Raw genomic sequence first — 15,419 nt, 5'->3', positions numbered from 1 at the left:
TGCTCTGGAGACTTCCTTGTCCTTGATTTCCGACCTGATGAGTGATTCGGTACGTGCCACTGGCCTGAGCGCGTTGATGAAAGGCGCCGGCCTGGTGACGCGCTTCATCCCCATTCCGCAGCCGACCCTGCTGGTCGGCCCCGGCTCCAGTGCTCGCCTGGGTCAGGCCATCGCCGGTTTTGGCCACAGCAAGATCCTGATCGTCACCGACAGCATCATTTCGAAGCTGGGCCTGCTGAAGGGACTGACCGACGCGCTCACCGAAGGCGGCGCCCGGTTCGTCGTCTTCGACGAGATCACGCCCGACGCGCCCATTCCCCTGATCGAGAAAGCCATCGACTTCTACAAGGAGCATGACTGCGACGCGATCGTGGCCTTCGGCGGTGGCTCTTCGATGGATGCGTCCAAGGCCATCGCCGTCTCCGTGGCCAACCCCGGCAAGTCGCTGCGCCAGCTCGCCGGCTACCTCAAGGGCCTGCGCTCACCGGTGAAGATCTACGCCGTACCAACGACCGCGGGCACCGGCTCTGAAGTGACCGTGGCGGCCGTGATTTCCGACCCCGAGACGCATCGCAAACTGGTCATCGTCGATCCGCGCATGGTGCCCAAGATGGCCGCGCTCGACCCCGCGCTCATGACCGGTCTGCCACCCGCCATCACCGCCGCCACCGGCATCGATGCGCTCACCCATGCGATCGAGGCCTTCGTCGGCAACTGGAAGACGCCCTACTCCGACGGCATGGCGCTGTCGGCAGTGGGCCTGATCTTCGAGAACCTGCGCACCGCGTACAACGACGGCAAGAACCTGGCGGCCCGCGAAAAGATGGCGCTGGCCTCCACCTATGCCGGCTTTGCCTTCACCCGCGCCAACGTGGGCTACGTGCACGCCATCGCGCACCAGTTCGGCGGCCTGTACCACACGCCGCACGGCCTGGCCAACGCGATCATGCTGCCCTACGTGCTGCGGTATTCCCGCCCGGCGATCACATCCAAACTGGCCGAGCTGGCGGTGCGGGCCCGGGTGGGCCGCGCTGAAGAGCCGGAAGACGAACTGGCCGAGAAGTTCCTGGAGGCTGTGGAACAACTGAACCGAGACCTCGGCATTCCCACCTGTTTGCAGGCGCTGAAGGAAGCCGACGTCCCCGAGCTGGCCAAGGCCGCCTGTCACGAGGCCCACACCGGCTACCCGGTGCCGCGCTACATGACCCAGGAGGTCTGCGAGGGCATCATCCGACAGGCACTGCCACCGCAGTCAGCCCCGGCGAAGGCTGCCTCGACCAAGCCGACTCCGCGCAAGCGCAAGGCCGCCGCCTGAGGCGATGCCGGGTCGCCGGCGGCGGCCCGCCCATGCAGGTCAGTCCGGTTTCTGGCAGTATCCACCGGCACCCCGACCGATGCAGAACCGCCGGTCGGCATGGATTCAAGGAACAACAAGAGGAGCAATGCAATGAAAAAAGTGGTGACGGTCACGCTGGGTTCTTCCAAGCAGGATTTCGAGTTCAAGACCGAGTTTCTCGGCCAGTCCTTCTCGGTCAAGCGCATGGGCGCCGATGACGACACGGGCAAGGCCTGGGAGCTGATGCGCCGACAGCAGGCCACGGCCGACGCCATCGGCCTGGGCGAGATCGGCGACCACTACCAGGTGGGCCTGCGCACGGTGGTGAACAAGGAAACCCAGCGCCTGCTGCATGTGGTGACGCGGGTGCCGGTCACCACGGGCGCCACCCTGCGCCGGCTGCTGCAGGTGCGCGCCGTGCGCTACGTGCAGAAGGAGCTGGGCCACTACTTCAACAACAACCTGGTGCTGTTCCTGTCGGGCATGCGCAACTACGACATGGCGGTAGCCCTGTCGGACTACACCAAGAACCTGAGCTTCGCCGACGCGCTGTTCCAGACCGGCGCGCCGACCATGCTGACTTCGCTGGAGCAACTGGAGCTCTATGCCAAGGGCAGCGAATGGATGCTCTCGGGCAAACCCGGAGAAATGCTGGAGTCGGCCCTGTCCGGATTCAAGGGCAGCCGCATCGCCAGCGTGGTGGCCAAGTCCCACGTCATCGTCGGCACCTTTGCCGAGCTCAAGGCGGTCGGCAACGCGAAGAACCTCGAAGGCAAGACACTGATCACCTCGGCGGTCGATGAGGAGCGCCTGGCCTTCTTCACCAAGTGCAAGGTCAATCTGGTGGTCGACGTGTCGCCCAAACTGTTTGACAAGGTCGTCGGCGTCAACACCATTGAAGCGATGATCCTGGCCGCGCTGGAGAAACCCCAGGAAGAAGTCTCGGACGATGATTTTGTCGAGATTCTTGACGAACTCGACATCAAGCCGCGCCTGCTGCACCCCACGGGCCACTTCCGCAACATCCGTCGTTTCGCTTTCGTCATCCACCCCCTGAGCCAGAACTACATCCGCAACGCCTTCCCGATCCCGAAGTCCACGCCCAAGTTCGTGATGGACAAGGTCGAGACACTGGCCGCCCACATGCCGCCGATGGTGTACTGCAAGATGGAAAACATCATCTCGCCCACCGGGGCCGAGGCCGAGGGCTGGCTGATCTCCGTGGGCGGCACGCCCAAGGAAATGCTCTCGCGCAGCCCCGAGTTCACCTACCGCCGCCTGCTGCACGCCGCGAAGATCGCGGAGAAGATGGGCGCGCAGATCATGGGCCTGGGCGCGTTCACCAAGGTGGTGGGCGATGCCGGCGTGACCGTGGCCAAGCGTGCCAGCATCCCCATCACGACGGGCAACAGCTATTCGGCCTCCGGCGCGCTGTGGGCCGCCGCCGACGCCATGCGCCGCATGGGGCTGGTCAAGATCGACCCCGTCACCAAGAAGGTGGCCGCCAAGACCATGGTGATCGGCGCCTCGGGCTCGATCGGCTCGGTCAGTGCGCGCTTGCTGGCCATGGCCTTTGACGAGGTCTACATCGCCGGGCGCACGATGTCCAAGCTGGAAGCGCTGCGCGACTCGATCCTGGAAGAAACGCCGGACGCCAAGGTCACGGCCACCACCGACTACAACGAACTGCTCGGCGACATGGACATGATCGTCACCTCCACCTCCGGTGCGGGCAAAGAGATCCTGGACATCATGCGGGTGAAGCCGGGCTGCGTCATCACCGACGTGGCGCGGCCCCTGGACCTGCCCGCCTCCGACGTGGCCAAGCGCCCGGACGTGCTGGTCATCGAGTCGGGCGAGATCGAGCTGCCGACCAAGGTCAAGGGACTCAAGAGCATCGGCCTGCCGCCCAACGTGATCTACGCCTGCCTGGCCGAGACCATCGTGCTGGCGCTCGAAGGCCGCTTCGAGGTCTTCACCGTCGGCCGCGACACCGAGTGGGAAAAGGTCAAGGAAATCTACAAGCTCGGCATCAAGCACGGAATGAAGCTGGCGGCCATCTCCGGCGTCAACGGCGTCTTCACCGACGAAGCCATCGCCAAGGTGGTCACGCTGGCCAAGAAAGCCCGCCTGAGCTGGAAGGGCGGCAGCGATGCCCCCGCCGCCAAGGCGGCCAAGCCCAAGGCCGCCGCCAAACCGGCGACGGCCCGCAAGGCGCCCGCCAAGAAGGCCGTCGCTGAGGCGAAACCCGCCGCGCCGGCCAAGTCAGCACCGAAGAAGGCGGCCGCCCGTAAAGCCGCACCAGCCAAGAAGGCCGCCGTGAAGGCGCCGGCCCGCAAGGCGGCGGCCAAGAAGCCGGCCTGATCGCCTGCCTGTGAGTCCAAGGCCGCCGCGAGCGGCCTATTTTTTGTCCAGCCAGCCCAGGCCCTTGGCGTGCAGGCTCTGCACGTACAGGCGGTCGGCGGTTTCGGTGACGGCCGTGGTCTCGGGGTAGGCGCCACTGGGGTCCTGCAGGTCGGCGACGATCTTGCCGTCCTCGGTGAAAGCCATCACATGGCCGTAGGCCTTGGGCACAGGCCACAACGCGCGCGGCAGGCGCAGGGTCATCTCGCGCAGGAAAGGTTTTTCGGCCATGCCGTCGACCACCGGGCTTCTCGGCTTGGTCAGCCCCATCCAGATCTTCCCGTCCATACCGCGCATCAGGTTGTCGGGATAGCCGGGCAGGTTGTCCAGCAGCAGGCGCGCCTGCGCGCCGCCCTGGGCGATGTCAAGCTCGCGCGCCTCGGCGGGGATTTTCCAGACGCGGTACTTGCCGGTCTCGGCCACGAACAGGTCTTTCTCGTCCTGGCTCAAGGCCACGCCGTTGGCAAAGCTCAGGCCCTTGGCCACCACCCGGGTGCCGCGGGTGGCCGGGTCGTATTCGAGGATGCGGCCGGTGGACGACTGCTCGATGATGTCCAGCACGCTGGCCTCGAAGGTGCCGCCCCAGCGTGCGGGTGCGAAGCGCGTCGAGGCGTCGCTCAGGTAGATCTTGCCGTTGCGGGCCACCACCACGGCGTCGGCGTAGCGGATCGGGTCGCCGCCCACCTGGTCGGTCAGCACGGTGATCTTGCGGTCCGGGCCGATCGACAACAGCCCCTTGACCGCATCCGCGGCGATCAGGTTGCCGGCCGCGTCGAAATCGAAGCCCAGCACCCGCCCGCCGGTGTTGGCAAACACCTCCCGCCCACTGCCGTCGGGGTTCATGCGCAGGATGTTGCCGCTGAGCACCGTGGTGTAGAGCTTGCCGTCGCGCGCCAGCACGACGTGCTCCGGGCCCTCCTCGCCGCCGAGGTCGATCATCTTCAGGCCGGCCAGCTTCTGGTTCGCCGCGTGCGGCCCGACGTAGCCGGACGCCGCCGGCGCCTTCCAGCTGACCGGCTGGATCGGCACCGGCCAGAGCGCCAGATAGGCCATCAGGGCCAGCAACAACATGCCCAAGCCCAACGCAACTTTTTTCATGAGGCACCTCCAATGGGAGCAAAAGCATACGCGCCGGGCGCTGCAGGGCGCTTCTCAACGCTGTCGCCCAGGTGTCAGAGACTCCTTTTTCAGGAGCAACTACTGACCATTTGGCGCTGGGATGTGGCTGCTTTTGTCTGAAATTCAGGCCGGCGAGCTTTCTTGGAGGCTCCAGGCGGCGACCAGCCGCCGCACCGGGTCTGCCAGTGCCTCCAGCGGCCCGTCGTTGGCCACCTCCACAGCGTGACCTTGTTCATCCGGCGTCAGGGGCTCCTGCACCCGCTGTTGCAGCGCCAGCACCTCCAGGGTGGCGTCCGAGGCGTCCTTGCCGGCCTGCAGCCGCTGCAGGATGCGCGCCTGCAGCTGCGCGGTCTCGGCGGTGCACACCACGATCGAAAAGCCCACCTCCAGGCGTGCCGCCAGGGCGCGCATGGCCTCGCGCTCGTCGCGGCGCAGGAAGGCGGCATCGACCACCACGGAGAGGCCCGCGCCCAGCAGGGTCTGCGTCAGTTCGCCCAGGCGCGCATAGGTGCGCTGCGTGGCGTCCACCCCGTACAGGCCTGACCCCGCCTGGGGGCGTTCGTGGGGCTGCAGGCCGTGCAGGCGTTTGCGCTCCACATCCGAGCGCAGCCAGATGGCGCCCATTGCGTCGGCCAGCGCGCACGCCACCGTGGACTTGCCGGATCCGCTGAGCCCCACCGTGATCACCAGCCGCGGCCGCTGCGGCCCGCGCACCAGTTCTGACGCCAGGCGCCAGAAGGCCATGAAGGCTGCTGCGTCGCCCCCGCTGAGCAGCACCACCTTGGCCCGCACCAGGGCCCGGTAGGCCGCGTAGCGGTGCAGCAGCACCAAGCCGCCATAGTCGCCGGTGTGTCCGACCCAGGCGTTGATGAAGCGCCAGGCCAGCGGGCGCAGGCCGACCGCGTGCAGGTCCATGAAGGTGAAGGCGACGTCGCTGACAACGTCGATGCAGCGCAGCCGCGCGTCGAACTCGATCGCATCGAAGGCAAACACCTCGCCCTGCCAGCGCACCAGATTGCCCAGATGCAGATCGCCATGGCACTCGCGCACAAAGCCCTGCGCACGGCGCTGATCGACAAGCGCCTGGGCCTGCGTGAAGGTCTCGTCGATCGCGCGCCGCACGGCTGCCAGTTCGTCCAGGGAGCAACCCCTCGGCCGCAAGGGATGTGCGGCGATTTCGTCCAGGCTCTCCAGCGCCCACTGGCGCGCGTCCTTGGGCGGCAGGCCGCCCGGCGCCTCCGCGGTCACCGGCGCCAACGAGCGGTGAAAGGCGGCCAGGTGCCCGGCCAGCGCCTCCACGTCCCGCGCTTGCAGCAAGCCGGCGCGCGCCATCGAGGCAAATTCGCCATCGGCCTCAAACCGGCGCATGCGCAGCACCCAGTCGGCGGGCTCGCCGTCGCCACCGATCACGGGTTGATCCACCGTGCCGGTGACCGGCCGCACATCCAGGTACAGCTGCGGCGCGGTGCGCCGGTTGATGCGCAGTTCCTCTTCAAGGAAGAAGCGCCGCTGCGACAGCGAAGAGAAGTCCAGGAACGTCAGGCGCACCGGCCGCTTGAGCTTGTACGCCAGCGGGCCCGCCAGGATCACCGTGGAGATGTGGGTGCGAACCACCGCCAGGGGCTCGCGCGGGTCGGCTGCGGCCAACCACCGGACCAGGCCCGCCACCCGCTGTTCATGCGCCGTGGCGGCGGCTTGAGCGGGGTGTGCAGGCGCTGTCATGCAACGCCCCCGTTTGCCGGCTTACGGCGCCTCAACGCCGAGGAATTCGGCCAGCGCCGGCGTGGACATCGCGCCGTCACGGCTCACCGTCTGGCCGGTCTTCGCATTGCGCGCCACGATGAAGGGCACCGCCTCCGCGCCGAAGCTGTTGAGCAACTGCGTGTTGCTCTTGATGGTCTGCTCGATCTCGGCGGGGATGCTGCTGGACGCGGAAATGCCGCCCTTTTTCGCCAGCAGGGAGGCTTCGTGTTCGCTCATCAGCGCGCCCGGATTCGCCGCCGTCAGCAGCGCCGCCCCCTGCGCCGTGCTGCTGGCATTGATCCAGCCCACCGGGATCCAGACGAACTTGAGCTTTTTCTGCAGCGGCAGCGAGGCCTCCCACAAGTGCCCGCAATGCGGGCACTGGGCATCGAAGAAGACGTAGACCGTGTTGGAGCTCATCATGGCGCCAACAGTGAAGCCTTTGCCCTGAGCGGCCACCGTCTCCAGGGAGAGTTCCCGCTTGGCCGCCGGCGCAGGTGCGGACTTGGGGCCTTCCTGCTGCGAGCAGCCTGACATCAGCATGGAAAAAAGCAGCACAAGCGAACAGAACAGGGAGCGAGACGTCATGAACAACCTTTCAGGCCCGAAAAGGGGGTAGATCGAAAGCCCCGATTGTCGCAAGCTTTCATGCCTGCCGGCCAGGCCGGCTCACCGTGGCATCCAGCATCCGCATTGCCAGCACTGCTCGAAGCCGCCTTCCACCTGCTCGCCGCAGGCGCACCGCCAACGCTGCTGCGGAACATGCTGAAGGTCGTGCAGCAACTGGCGGGCCCGCGCCTCCTGCTCGGGATGGTCGATCCAGATTTCGGGCAGGCATTGATCCGGGGGCAATTGCCCGGCCACGCCGGCGAGGAACTCGCGTTGCACGCTCGCACCGATCCCCTCGACACCCAGCGCATCGGCCCAAAGCCGGGCCAGAGCGAGGTTGGGAGCACGGGTCAGGCGCAGCATGGCGACAAGCATACGCGGTAAGGACAGCCCTGCACAGCGCCGGTGCACCGGCGCATCCCACACTACACTTGGCCTGCAGGTGGCGGAAACGCCCGGGAAGACGACACCCGGCCGGTCTGTCCACCACGCCCTCTGCGAATACCCTGGAAAACCACGTTCTGGCCATGTCCGACATTCCCGCATCTTCTTCCCCCTGTCACGCCGGGCGCTGGCGTGCGGCCACCATCGCCTGCATTCTGGTCATCGCATTCGGCCTTGCTGCCGGCGCCAGCATGTATGAGCAGTTCAAGGCACAGGTGGCGCACCTGCAGGCCCAGCTCAAGGCCACGCCGCGGATCAAATACATCGCTGTCCTGCTCGACACCGCTCAGGCGCCGGCGATGCTCGCCACCTTCGACCCCCAGGAACGGACGATGCAGCTCCAGCGACTGAACACGGTCAAGGAGGGCCGGGAGGACACGTTGCAGCTGTGGGCCCTGGTGCCAGGTGCACCGCCCCGCTCCCTGGGCGTGCTTAACAGCGCAGGCAAGACGCATCAGCTGCCAGCGAGTGATGCCGCACTGGCCACCGTGTCGCAGCTTGCGATCAGCGTCGAGGACAAGGGTGGGGCCGCCACAGACCGTGGCCCCCGACTTCCGTACCTCTTCAGTGGAGCCCTGGTGCAGAAGGCTCTGTAGCCCCTGCGGCCGGCCATCCCCGGACTTACCCTGCCGACGCGACGCCGGTGATTTGATCTGGCGCAACACGCCGGAAATCGAGGTGACTAGCATCGCCCGACGGAGGTTCTCATGTTCGATCGACCCATCAAGAGCATCATGGAGCGGGACCGTTTTCTGACCGCGCCACCACAGACCACCGTCAGCGATGCTGCGCGCCTGATGGCCACGCGCAACGCCGGTGCTGTGCTGGTGGTCGCAAATGAAAGCCTGGTCGGCATCTTCACCGAACGCGACGTCGTGTTCAGGGTGATTGCCAAGGATCTCGATCCAGCCACAACCCATCTGGACACCGTGATGACGCCGTCGCCGCTCACGCTGGAACCCAGCCGGTCCTACGGTCACGCGCTGCTGCTGATGCAGGAACACGGCTTCCGGCATGTGCCGGTCGTGGAGAGCGGTCGCCCCATCGGCATCGTTTCGTCACGCAACGCGATGGATCCCGAGCTTGAGGATTTCGTTTCGGAACAGCGTCGGCGTGAACACCACCGCTGAGCCGGCCTTTCTCAGCCATTGCCCGGGCACTTCCGCGCTGCCGGCACCATCGTGTGCGCGGAACCTCTCGCAAGCCCAAGGGCCGAACCCATGCTGAACAACCTGACGCCCTTCCTGCTGCACTGGGCCATCACCGCCCTTTCTCTCTGGGTGGCCAGTCACATCTTCAAGGGGGTCCGGTTCGAAAGCACATCGGCGTTGATCGTTTCGGCACTCCTGCTGGGCTTTGCCAATGCGGTGGTCAAGCCGCTGCTGATCGTGCTGACCCTGCCGCTGACGATGCTCACCTTTGGCCTGTTCCTGCTTGTGATCAATGCGCTCATGATCCTGCTGGTTTCGGCGCTGGTGAAGGGATTCCGGGTGTCAGGCTTCTGGACCGCCTTCTTTGCGAGCATCTTCATCTCGCTGCTCAGCCTGGTGTTCGGCGCGCTGGCCACCGGCGGCGACCCTTCGCAGTCAATCCAGCTGCCGCGCAGCGGTGTCTGGCTCTAAGTCCGCCTGTCAGAGCCCCGCCTCAGCTCCGCAAGCCGGACATCCTTCCAGGTCGGCGCAGAAACGGCCGGGCCCCGGGCTGCCCCGGGCGCGCAGCCAACCCATCAATAGCGGAAGCCGCCGACGCCACCCCAGCCGCCCCACATGCCCCAGTTCATGGCGTTCATCTGGTTCATCTGGGCGGCCGCCAGGTTGTTGTCGCTGATCTGCTTGGCCACGCGCATCTGCTGGTAGACCTGGTACTCGTTGGGGCCGCCCACGTAGGCCTGGTTGTTGGGCGCATCTGGCAGGACGTAATAGAGCTTGCCGTCGTGCGTGATCTGGGTGATCTTGCCCTCCGGGAGGGTTTGCAACAGCGCCTTCTGTTCAGGGTTGACCGGCGTGATGACCTTGAATCCGGCGGCGATGGCCAGGTCCTGGGTGCCCTTGCTGGACGACGCGCAACCGGCGGCCAATGCAAGCAGCGAAAAAGCGAGCAGGAGTTTGAAGGCGTGAATGAAGGTTTTCATGGTGCTTCGGAAAGTTCAGGAAAAATCGGCGGACGATCAGGCGGATGGCGGTTCCTGGCGGTTGCCCAACCGGTCTCCGATGCGCTCGCGCAGCCGATCGACAATTCCGCGCACCATGTCCTGGGTCTCGAGGGCGCCCAGCGAATTCGTGGCCTTCAACTGATCCGCGGCATGCATCATCATCATGGCACGCAACTCTGCGAAAGCTCGGGGCTTCTGCTTGCCGCAGACACTGGCGTCGTTGCCCAGAATCCGATCGATGACGCCGGGGTCCAGAATGGGAATATCCATCATCACCGCAAGGCGGGCGATCTCCAGGTCGTTTTCCTCGAAGTGCTTGGTCCACCGGTTGGTTTCATAGCTGGGCGTGTCACTCATGGTTCTCTCCGTTGTGTGTAGGGGGGGATGGCGTCGTCGGCAATCCCGATGTCAGTTTGAAATCATCGCAGAAAAACGCTGCCGCGCAGCGCGCTCGCCGCCATTTGCCGGTCAGGGCTGGTTGACCACGACATAGGTCACGTTGCTGCCCTGGTACTGTGGCTGGTACCAGGTCGACCCGCATTGCATGTAGATCGTGTTGTAGCGGCTGACCTGCACGCAGTTCGTCGGCATCTGGTTCGCATACACGACGCTGCCAACAGCCGCCGCGGTGACGGCCACCGCGGTTGTCACGGCCACTGCCGCGGCCACCGGATGGTCGTATCGGTTGTTGTAGTTGTTGTTGTAGTTGTTGTCGACATTCACGTTGACGTTGCGGTTGACGTTGGTGTTCTGGTTGACGTTGACATTGCGATTGGCATTGACATTTGTGTTGGCGTTGACGTTGCGGTTCGCGCTGGCATTGACGTTCTGGTTCGCGTTCGCACCACGATTGCCGCCGGCCGCCGCACCGCCGCCGCGCGGGGCGGCTGCGCTGTCAAGCGGAAAACCGAACGAAAGCAGGGATGCACCGATAAGGGCCACCAGTGCGGGATTCAGGATCGATTTGGACATGATGGGCGGCTCCCTTATTCGGCGATTTTCTTGAACGCAATCTCGGCATCGCCCTTGCCCGGCTGGAAGGTGAAGGCTGCCGGCGTCACCTTCGGATTCAGGTTCCACCGGAAGACGGCGGAGTATTCGGGTTGCGCGGGCTTGTCAGTCCGCGTCACGACGATCTGGCAAGGCAGGGGTTTCCCGGAACGCGTGACCCAGACCTGCCAGTCGACGCCGGGCCGACGCAACGCCAGCTGATCGCAGACCTTGCCGTTGACGGTGGACGGACCGACATAGCTGGCAGCCGTCAGCGCCTTGATCTGCGCCGAATCCTTGCCGAACTGGAACAGGTCCTCCATCGGAACCTGCAGTCCGTAGTGCTTCTCCACCGCATGAAGCATGTCCTGGACATTGTCCGGCGCATCGACCGTGGTATAGAACTTCAGGCGCGGGGAGTATTGGGTGAATTTCCTTCCGTTGTAGAAGAACACCCGCGTCTGACGATCCGTCGAGAGCTTCACGCGCAAGCCAGTTCGCCCGAGCGCCGTCATCTGGCTGGTACCCAGGGTCTTGATCTTCTGGCCGGACTCGTTCACCACGTCCAGCGTCAACTGCGCATCAACCTGGAACTTCGGCAGGCTGCGCAGGTGCTCTCCCATCTGTTCCAGCGCCGCCACAACGCGGGGGTTGATCGCCGGCTCATCGGCAGCCCAGGCTGCAAGGCTGGCAGGCAGCACGGCCAGGCACAGCAGTTTGGTTTTCATGGTCATAGGTTCACTCCAGGTCACGGATAAGGCTTCTCTGCACCTGACTGTACGCAGCCCTTGCCGCTCGCACAAGGCCGATCCAGCGTCGGGCTGCGGCAGATCAAGGACAGCTGCGCAAACCGCGCGGGAACCTGTGCACGAAAAATCCGGCTTCGTTCATAACCCCAGTGCGCGGGTCTGCCGGCGCTTGTGCCAAAGAAGCGCCGACACCACCAGAGCAACCCCCGCTGTGTACCCCATGATGACCGCGCTCACCACCGGCGGCGCATGATTGGCCTCGGCCATCGTCAGCGCGAGCCCCGGGTTTCGCATGGCCACCGCGATGGCGGCCGCCGGGCGAATCTCGGGGTCACGGCCCGCAACGAGCGCACCGGTGATCAGCGCCAGCACCGCCATGCCGGCGCCCGCGGCCGTCGGAACCCAACCGATGCCGGCAATGATGGGCACGATGTCAATCAGCGTCACCGCCGAGAACACCGCAACAAGGCCGTTGCCCAGGCGGGCCGCGCGCGGCTCGAGCCACGCGGCAAGGCCCGGCTTCAGATAGCGCACGAGCGCTCCCGCCAGCAGCGGCAGGAGCTGCACGACAAACACCTGTCGCCCAATCTGCCCGTACGTCACCTGAAAGTTCGCCGAAAACAGCGCATCGAGGATGGCCACGGAAAGGGGCACCGTCACCACGGCCAGCGCGACGATGGCAATGTGCAGCGCAGGCGCAAAGTCGCGGTGTGCGCCCGCGTCGATGGCCTTGCGCAAAGCAAATGGCGCGCCGGGCGAGATGGCCATGAGCAACAAGCCGACTGCAACGGGTCCGCGCAGTTGGAACAGTTCCACCGCCACAATGGTCACCACCGGCAGCGGGACCACCGCCGCAAACAGCACCGCCAGCAGGATGGTCCGCCGCGTCATGGCCGCTGCCACCTGCGCCGGCCCCAGCATCAGGCCGATGGCGAACATGACCGTGAATAGCGTCGGAAGGGCGATGAATCCGACCCATTGGAGTGGAATTGGAGGGCTCATGCGGGTTTGCTTGAAGTTGGACGGCTGTTACACAGGAGCGGTAGCGTAGCAGGCACTGTGCGGGCCGGCGCACCGCGTGCTGCGATGTGTGATTCCGGGAAAACCCAAAGACGGGCCCAAGCGGCGACAATCCTGCCTGTTTTTCCAATCCGAGGATCCACCCCATGAATACCACCTTGCGCATCGCCACCCTGGCCGCCGCCCTGGCCGCCGTATCCCCCATCTGGGCCCAGAACACCGCTGTGGCCGAGGCTGCCAAGGAGCCCGGCGCCGTGGTCACCTCCAGCGGACTGGTCTATCGCTCGCTCAAGGATGGCACCGGCCCCAGCCCCACGGCCGCCGATACGGTCAAGGTGCACTACCGCGGCACCTTCCCCGATGGTCGCGAGTTCGACAGCTCCTACAAGCGCAATGAGGCCATCGAATTCCCCCTGACCGGCGTCATCAAGTGCTGGACCGAAGGCGTGCAGAAAATGAAGGTCGGAGGCAAGGCCAAGCTGACCTGCCCGCCATCGATCGCCTATGGTGAGCGCGGCGCCGGCAGCGCGGTGCCACCGAACGCGACGCTGGTGTTTGAAGTCGAACTGCTGGGCATCAAGGGCAAGTAAGCCGGCCGGATTCGGCACGGCGGCACGCCCGGCATGGACTTCGCCCTCGTCCTGATCCTGGGCCTGATCGCCGGCACGGTCGGCGGCATCGTGGGCTTTGGCACGTCGATCATGCTCATGCCCGCCTTGGTGCTGGTGTTCGGCCCACGCGAGGCGGTGCCCATCATGGCGATTGCGTCCATCATGGCCAATGCGTCGCGCGTGGCCGCCTGGTGGCGCGAGGTGGACTGGCGCGTCACGGCGGCCTACAGCACCACCGGCATCCCGGCGGCCGCGCTGGGCGCCAGAACCCTGTTGACCCTGTCGCCAGGCATGGTGGAGATGGCGCTGGGGATTTTCTTCATCGGCATGATCCCGGTGCGCCGCTGGATGGCGCGCCAGCACTGGACGCTCACTCTCTGGCACATGGCGGGCGTGGGCGCGGTCATCGGCTACATCACCGGCATCGTGGTGAGCACCGGGCCGATCAACGCGCCCTTCTTCCTGGCCTATGGCCTGGTCAAGGGTGCCTACCTGGGCACGGAGGCCATGGGCTCGCTGGCGGTCTACCTGGCCAAGGCCCTGACCTTCCGCACTCTCGGTGCACTGCCGCTGGAGATCATCACGAAGGGTCTGATCATCGGCTCCTCCCTGGTGGGCGGCGCCTTCATCGCGAAACGCCTGGTGATCCGGCTCGATGGCGATCGCTTCAAGCTCATGATGGATGGGTTGCTGCTGGTCTCGGGCCTGACGATGCTGGGGGCCGCCATCCGCGCCTGAGGGGCAGCTGCCCCGCCGGCCCAGGCGTGGGTGCCGTCACAGCCGGATGCGAAAGGCCTTGCCGATCAGCTTCAGCGATTCAGGGCTGTCCCACTCGCGGGCGCCCACGATCTTGTCGACCACGCGGCCCTGCGCATCGACCAGCACGGTCAGGGGCAGGCGGTCGGCGCCAAGCATGTTTTCCAGCACCAGCCGCTGGTCGATGAAGTGCCCGAACGACGTGCCGGTCCGCTGCACAAAGACCAGGGCCGCTTCCGGATGGTCGTCGGTGGAAATGCCGATCAACGTGAACTGGCTCGCACCCTTGAGCCGCGACAGTCGCTCCAGCGATCCCATTTCGGCCCGGCAGGGGCCACACCAGCTGGCCCAGACGTTGATGATCAGCGGTTTGCCCCGGAAGTCGGAAAGCTTGCGGTAGGGCACCGTCAGTCCGGTCATCGTGGCATCCGGCAACACGGCGCCAACCGCCACCTCGCCCGGCGTCTTCGCGAGGGCCATGGGCGTCGTGGCCGCCACGCCCAACAGGCACAAGCCCGACAGAAAAAAGGCTCTTTTCGAGGCGAGCGGCCTGAACGCTCCGCGAACGGCTATTTCGGCCGATGACGGCCTGCCTATTCCGTTGTTTGTTGTTCTTCCCGGCATCGGATGGTCGCAAACCGCTCTCTTTATCGAATCACTTAGGCGCCAGCGACTGGGCCAGGCTGTGCAGGTTCTGAGGAATGACCCGTATCACGCCGGCGCGAGGGCTGTCGATATCGGCGATGAAGAAGAACGACGTCGCCACGATGGCCGGCACGGCCAGCAGCATGAGCCGCTCGCGCGCGAGGTCCCTGGCGCCATAGCCCACCGCCACGCAACTACCCACCGAAATCAGCATCATCAGCATCCAGGCCGCAGGCGGAATGCGGTTCCACCAGGCGGCCTGCGTGTAGCCCTGCGAATTCAGGACGTCGTTCATGCCGTTGACCACCAGCGCCATCACGGTCGTCGGGTTCGCCATAACGGGCGCCAGGATCGCCGCCCACAGCTCGTTCTGCAACTGCGCCGTGCGGGCATTGACTTTCTGTTCTTCCTGGAAGTCGCGCGTCGTATAGAACAGGATGCGCTCGTCGGTATAACGGCGCAACAGCGCCCGGACCTTGGCCCCATCGGCCGCGGGCAGAAGGTCGGCACGCACATATTCGGTGCCAATCGCATTGGCTTCGGCCTCCTCCAGGTTCTTGCGCTGGTCGTAACGTCCGATGGCCATCGAAAAGGTGAAGCCGATGATCAGTGCCAGCAAGGTCAGAACCGCGCCCTGTACCACCCGGAAGTCTTCGAGTGCATTCCCGTCGATCGGCCGGCGCCGCCGCAGCGTGCCCGCACCGAACCAGGCTGAAAGGCCGAGCACGACCAAGGCGATCAGGAAAGTCAGCAGGGGATAGTCGGTGAGGCGGAACATGCAAGCTGGCGTCAATATCGGACAAGGTCGGGGACGGGGGCCGTCACCATTGTATTGGCGCATC

18 protein-coding genes are annotated in these 15,419 nt (G+C 65.5%); 7 read left to right on the top strand and 11 right to left on the bottom strand.

Annotated features, from left to right (window positions below; all coding sequences use genetic code 11):
- Positions 1-16 precede the first annotated feature (16 nt).
- Together ACMUOY_RS07750 and ACMUOY_RS07745 are read left to right on the top strand one after the other, a co-directional pair.
- Entirely contained in the window at positions 17-1,315 is a 1,299-nt protein-coding gene (locus ACMUOY_RS07750; RefSeq protein WP_413892129.1) for an iron-containing alcohol dehydrogenase, read from the top strand.
- Between the two features lie 132 nt (positions 1,316-1,447).
- Entirely contained in the window at positions 1,448-3,700 is a 2,253-nt protein-coding gene (locus ACMUOY_RS07745; RefSeq protein WP_413892128.1) for a dehydrogenase, read from the top strand.
- Between the two features lie 36 nt (positions 3,701-3,736).
- Here the strand turns inward: ACMUOY_RS07745 and ACMUOY_RS07740 are convergent, their stop codons facing one another.
- The 4 genes from ACMUOY_RS07740 to ACMUOY_RS07725 all read right to left on the bottom strand — a co-directional run bounded on the left by ACMUOY_RS07740 (position 3,737) and on the right by ACMUOY_RS07725 (position 7,573).
- Positions 3,737-4,837 (bottom strand): SMP-30/gluconolactonase/LRE family protein, encoded by a 1,101-nt coding sequence (locus tag ACMUOY_RS07740; protein WP_413892127.1) that lies wholly within the window; start codon positions 4,835-4,837, stop codon positions 3,737-3,739.
- Between the two features lie 144 nt (positions 4,838-4,981).
- Positions 4,982-6,580, bottom strand: coding sequence for an AAA family ATPase (locus tag ACMUOY_RS07735; protein WP_413892126.1), 1,599 nt, complete (start codon positions 6,578-6,580; stop codon positions 4,982-4,984).
- A gap of 21 nt (positions 6,581-6,601) precedes the next feature.
- Positions 6,602-7,189 (bottom strand): DsbC family protein, encoded by a 588-nt coding sequence (locus tag ACMUOY_RS07730; RefSeq protein WP_413892125.1) that lies wholly within the window; start codon positions 7,187-7,189, stop codon positions 6,602-6,604.
- A gap of 81 nt (positions 7,190-7,270) precedes the next feature.
- Positions 7,271-7,573, bottom strand: a complete 303-nt coding sequence (locus ACMUOY_RS07725; protein ID WP_413892124.1) for a putative signal transducing protein — start codon at positions 7,571-7,573, stop codon at positions 7,271-7,273.
- Between the two features lie 164 nt (positions 7,574-7,737).
- Between ACMUOY_RS07725 and ACMUOY_RS07720 the strand changes: the two genes are divergently transcribed.
- From ACMUOY_RS07720 to ACMUOY_RS07710, 3 genes are all read left to right on the top strand, one after another.
- Entirely contained in the window at positions 7,738-8,250 is a 513-nt protein-coding gene (locus ACMUOY_RS07720; protein ID WP_413892123.1) for an anti-sigma factor domain-containing protein, read from the top strand.
- Positions 8,251-8,361: 111 nt separating this feature from the next.
- On the top strand, positions 8,362-8,784 hold the full coding sequence (locus ACMUOY_RS07715) for a cyclic nucleotide-binding/CBS domain-containing protein (RefSeq protein ID WP_413892122.1): 423 nt from the start codon (positions 8,362-8,364) through the stop codon (positions 8,782-8,784).
- Between the two features lie 90 nt (positions 8,785-8,874).
- Positions 8,875-9,276, top strand: a complete 402-nt coding sequence (locus ACMUOY_RS07710; protein ID WP_413892121.1) for a phage holin family protein — start codon at positions 8,875-8,877, stop codon at positions 9,274-9,276.
- Positions 9,277-9,380: 104 nt separating this feature from the next.
- On the opposite strand, the gene ACMUOY_RS07705 is transcribed toward ACMUOY_RS07710, so the two are convergent.
- The 5 genes from ACMUOY_RS07705 to ACMUOY_RS07685 form a co-directional block, all read right to left on the bottom strand.
- Positions 9,381-9,785 carry a hypothetical protein gene (locus ACMUOY_RS07705; RefSeq protein ID WP_413892120.1) on the bottom strand — a complete coding sequence of 135 codons (405 nt, stop codon included), beginning with the start codon at positions 9,783-9,785 and terminating at the stop codon, positions 9,381-9,383.
- 36 nt (positions 9,786-9,821) lie between these two features.
- Positions 9,822-10,163, bottom strand: a complete 342-nt coding sequence (locus ACMUOY_RS07700; protein WP_413892119.1) for a hypothetical protein — start codon at positions 10,161-10,163, stop codon at positions 9,822-9,824.
- Positions 10,164-10,274: 111 nt separating this feature from the next.
- Positions 10,275-10,778, bottom strand: a complete 504-nt coding sequence (locus tag ACMUOY_RS07695; RefSeq protein ID WP_413892118.1) for a hypothetical protein — start codon at positions 10,776-10,778, stop codon at positions 10,275-10,277.
- A 14-nt stretch (positions 10,779-10,792) separates the two neighbouring features.
- Positions 10,793-11,530, bottom strand: coding sequence for a DUF2092 domain-containing protein (locus ACMUOY_RS07690; protein WP_413892117.1), 738 nt, complete (start codon positions 11,528-11,530; stop codon positions 10,793-10,795).
- Between the two features lie 153 nt (positions 11,531-11,683).
- Positions 11,684-12,547 carry a bile acid:sodium symporter family protein gene (locus tag ACMUOY_RS07685; RefSeq protein WP_413892116.1) on the bottom strand — a complete coding sequence of 288 codons (864 nt, stop codon included), beginning with the start codon at positions 12,545-12,547 and terminating at the stop codon, positions 11,684-11,686.
- Positions 12,548-12,711: 164 nt separating this feature from the next.
- Between ACMUOY_RS07685 and ACMUOY_RS07680 the strand changes: the two genes are divergently transcribed.
- Positions 12,712-13,155: an FKBP-type peptidyl-prolyl cis-trans isomerase gene (locus tag ACMUOY_RS07680; RefSeq protein WP_413892115.1), complete on the top strand. Its 444-nt coding sequence runs from the start codon at positions 12,712-12,714 to the stop codon at positions 13,153-13,155.
- Between the two features lie 33 nt (positions 13,156-13,188).
- Entirely contained in the window at positions 13,189-13,914 is a 726-nt protein-coding gene (locus tag ACMUOY_RS07675) for a sulfite exporter TauE/SafE family protein (RefSeq protein ID WP_413892114.1), read from the top strand.
- A gap of 36 nt (positions 13,915-13,950) precedes the next feature.
- On the opposite strand, the gene ACMUOY_RS07670 is transcribed toward ACMUOY_RS07675, so the two are convergent.
- Both ACMUOY_RS07670 and ACMUOY_RS07665 read right to left on the bottom strand, forming a co-directional pair.
- Positions 13,951-14,412 (bottom strand): TlpA family protein disulfide reductase, encoded by a 462-nt coding sequence (locus ACMUOY_RS07670; RefSeq protein WP_413892113.1) that lies wholly within the window; start codon positions 14,410-14,412, stop codon positions 13,951-13,953.
- Between the two features lie 175 nt (positions 14,413-14,587).
- A complete protein-coding gene (locus tag ACMUOY_RS07665) occupies positions 14,588-15,355 on the bottom strand; it encodes a hypothetical protein (protein WP_413892112.1) in 768 nt (255 codons plus the stop codon).
- Positions 15,356-15,419 lie beyond the last annotated feature (64 nt).

The organism is Candidatus Skiveiella danica (assembly GCF_022705245.1).
Classification (GTDB): Bacteria; Pseudomonadota; Gammaproteobacteria; order Burkholderiales; family Burkholderiaceae_C; genus Skiveiella; species Skiveiella danica.
This window is presented reverse-complemented; position numbering and strand designations above follow the sequence as displayed.

What these genes read in the sequence shown, in the direction of transcription:
- ACMUOY_RS07690 (WP_413892117.1), bottom strand. Translation starts at nt 11,530, where the DNA reads ATGACCATGAAAACCAAACTGCTGTGCCTGGCCGTGCTGCCTGCCAGC.
- ACMUOY_RS07670 (WP_413892113.1), bottom strand. Translation starts at nt 14,412, where the DNA reads ATGGCCCTCGCGAAGACGCCGGGCGAGGTGGCGGTTGGCGCCGTGTTG.
- ACMUOY_RS07685 (WP_413892116.1), bottom strand. Translation starts at nt 12,547, where the DNA reads ATGAGCCCTCCAATTCCACTCCAATGGGTCGGATTCATCGCCCTTCCG.
- ACMUOY_RS07730 (WP_413892125.1), bottom strand. Translation starts at nt 7,189, where the DNA reads ATGACGTCTCGCTCCCTGTTCTGTTCGCTTGTGCTGCTTTTTTCCATG.
- ACMUOY_RS07700 (WP_413892119.1), bottom strand. Translation starts at nt 10,163, where the DNA reads ATGAGTGACACGCCCAGCTATGAAACCAACCGGTGGACCAAGCACTTC.
- ACMUOY_RS07720 (WP_413892123.1), top strand. Translation starts at nt 7,738, where the DNA reads ATGTCCGACATTCCCGCATCTTCTTCCCCCTGTCACGCCGGGCGCTGG.
- ACMUOY_RS07695 (WP_413892118.1), bottom strand. Translation starts at nt 10,778, where the DNA reads ATGTCCAAATCGATCCTGAATCCCGCACTGGTGGCCCTTATCGGTGCA.
- ACMUOY_RS07725 (WP_413892124.1), bottom strand. Translation starts at nt 7,573, where the DNA reads ATGCTGCGCCTGACCCGTGCTCCCAACCTCGCTCTGGCCCGGCTTTGG.
- ACMUOY_RS07745 (WP_413892128.1), top strand. Translation starts at nt 1,448, where the DNA reads ATGAAAAAAGTGGTGACGGTCACGCTGGGTTCTTCCAAGCAGGATTTC.
- ACMUOY_RS07740 (WP_413892127.1), bottom strand. Translation starts at nt 4,837, where the DNA reads ATGAAAAAAGTTGCGTTGGGCTTGGGCATGTTGTTGCTGGCCCTGATG.
- ACMUOY_RS07710 (WP_413892121.1), top strand. Translation starts at nt 8,875, where the DNA reads ATGCTGAACAACCTGACGCCCTTCCTGCTGCACTGGGCCATCACCGCC.
- ACMUOY_RS07675 (WP_413892114.1), top strand. Translation starts at nt 13,189, where the DNA reads ATGGACTTCGCCCTCGTCCTGATCCTGGGCCTGATCGCCGGCACGGTC.
- ACMUOY_RS07715 (WP_413892122.1), top strand. Translation starts at nt 8,362, where the DNA reads ATGTTCGATCGACCCATCAAGAGCATCATGGAGCGGGACCGTTTTCTG.
- ACMUOY_RS07665 (WP_413892112.1), bottom strand. Translation starts at nt 15,355, where the DNA reads ATGTTCCGCCTCACCGACTATCCCCTGCTGACTTTCCTGATCGCCTTG.
- ACMUOY_RS07735 (WP_413892126.1), bottom strand. Translation starts at nt 6,580, where the DNA reads ATGACAGCGCCTGCACACCCCGCTCAAGCCGCCGCCACGGCGCATGAA.
- ACMUOY_RS07705 (WP_413892120.1), bottom strand. Translation starts at nt 9,785, where the DNA reads ATGAAAACCTTCATTCACGCCTTCAAACTCCTGCTCGCTTTTTCGCTG.
- ACMUOY_RS07680 (WP_413892115.1), top strand. Translation starts at nt 12,712, where the DNA reads ATGAATACCACCTTGCGCATCGCCACCCTGGCCGCCGCCCTGGCCGCC.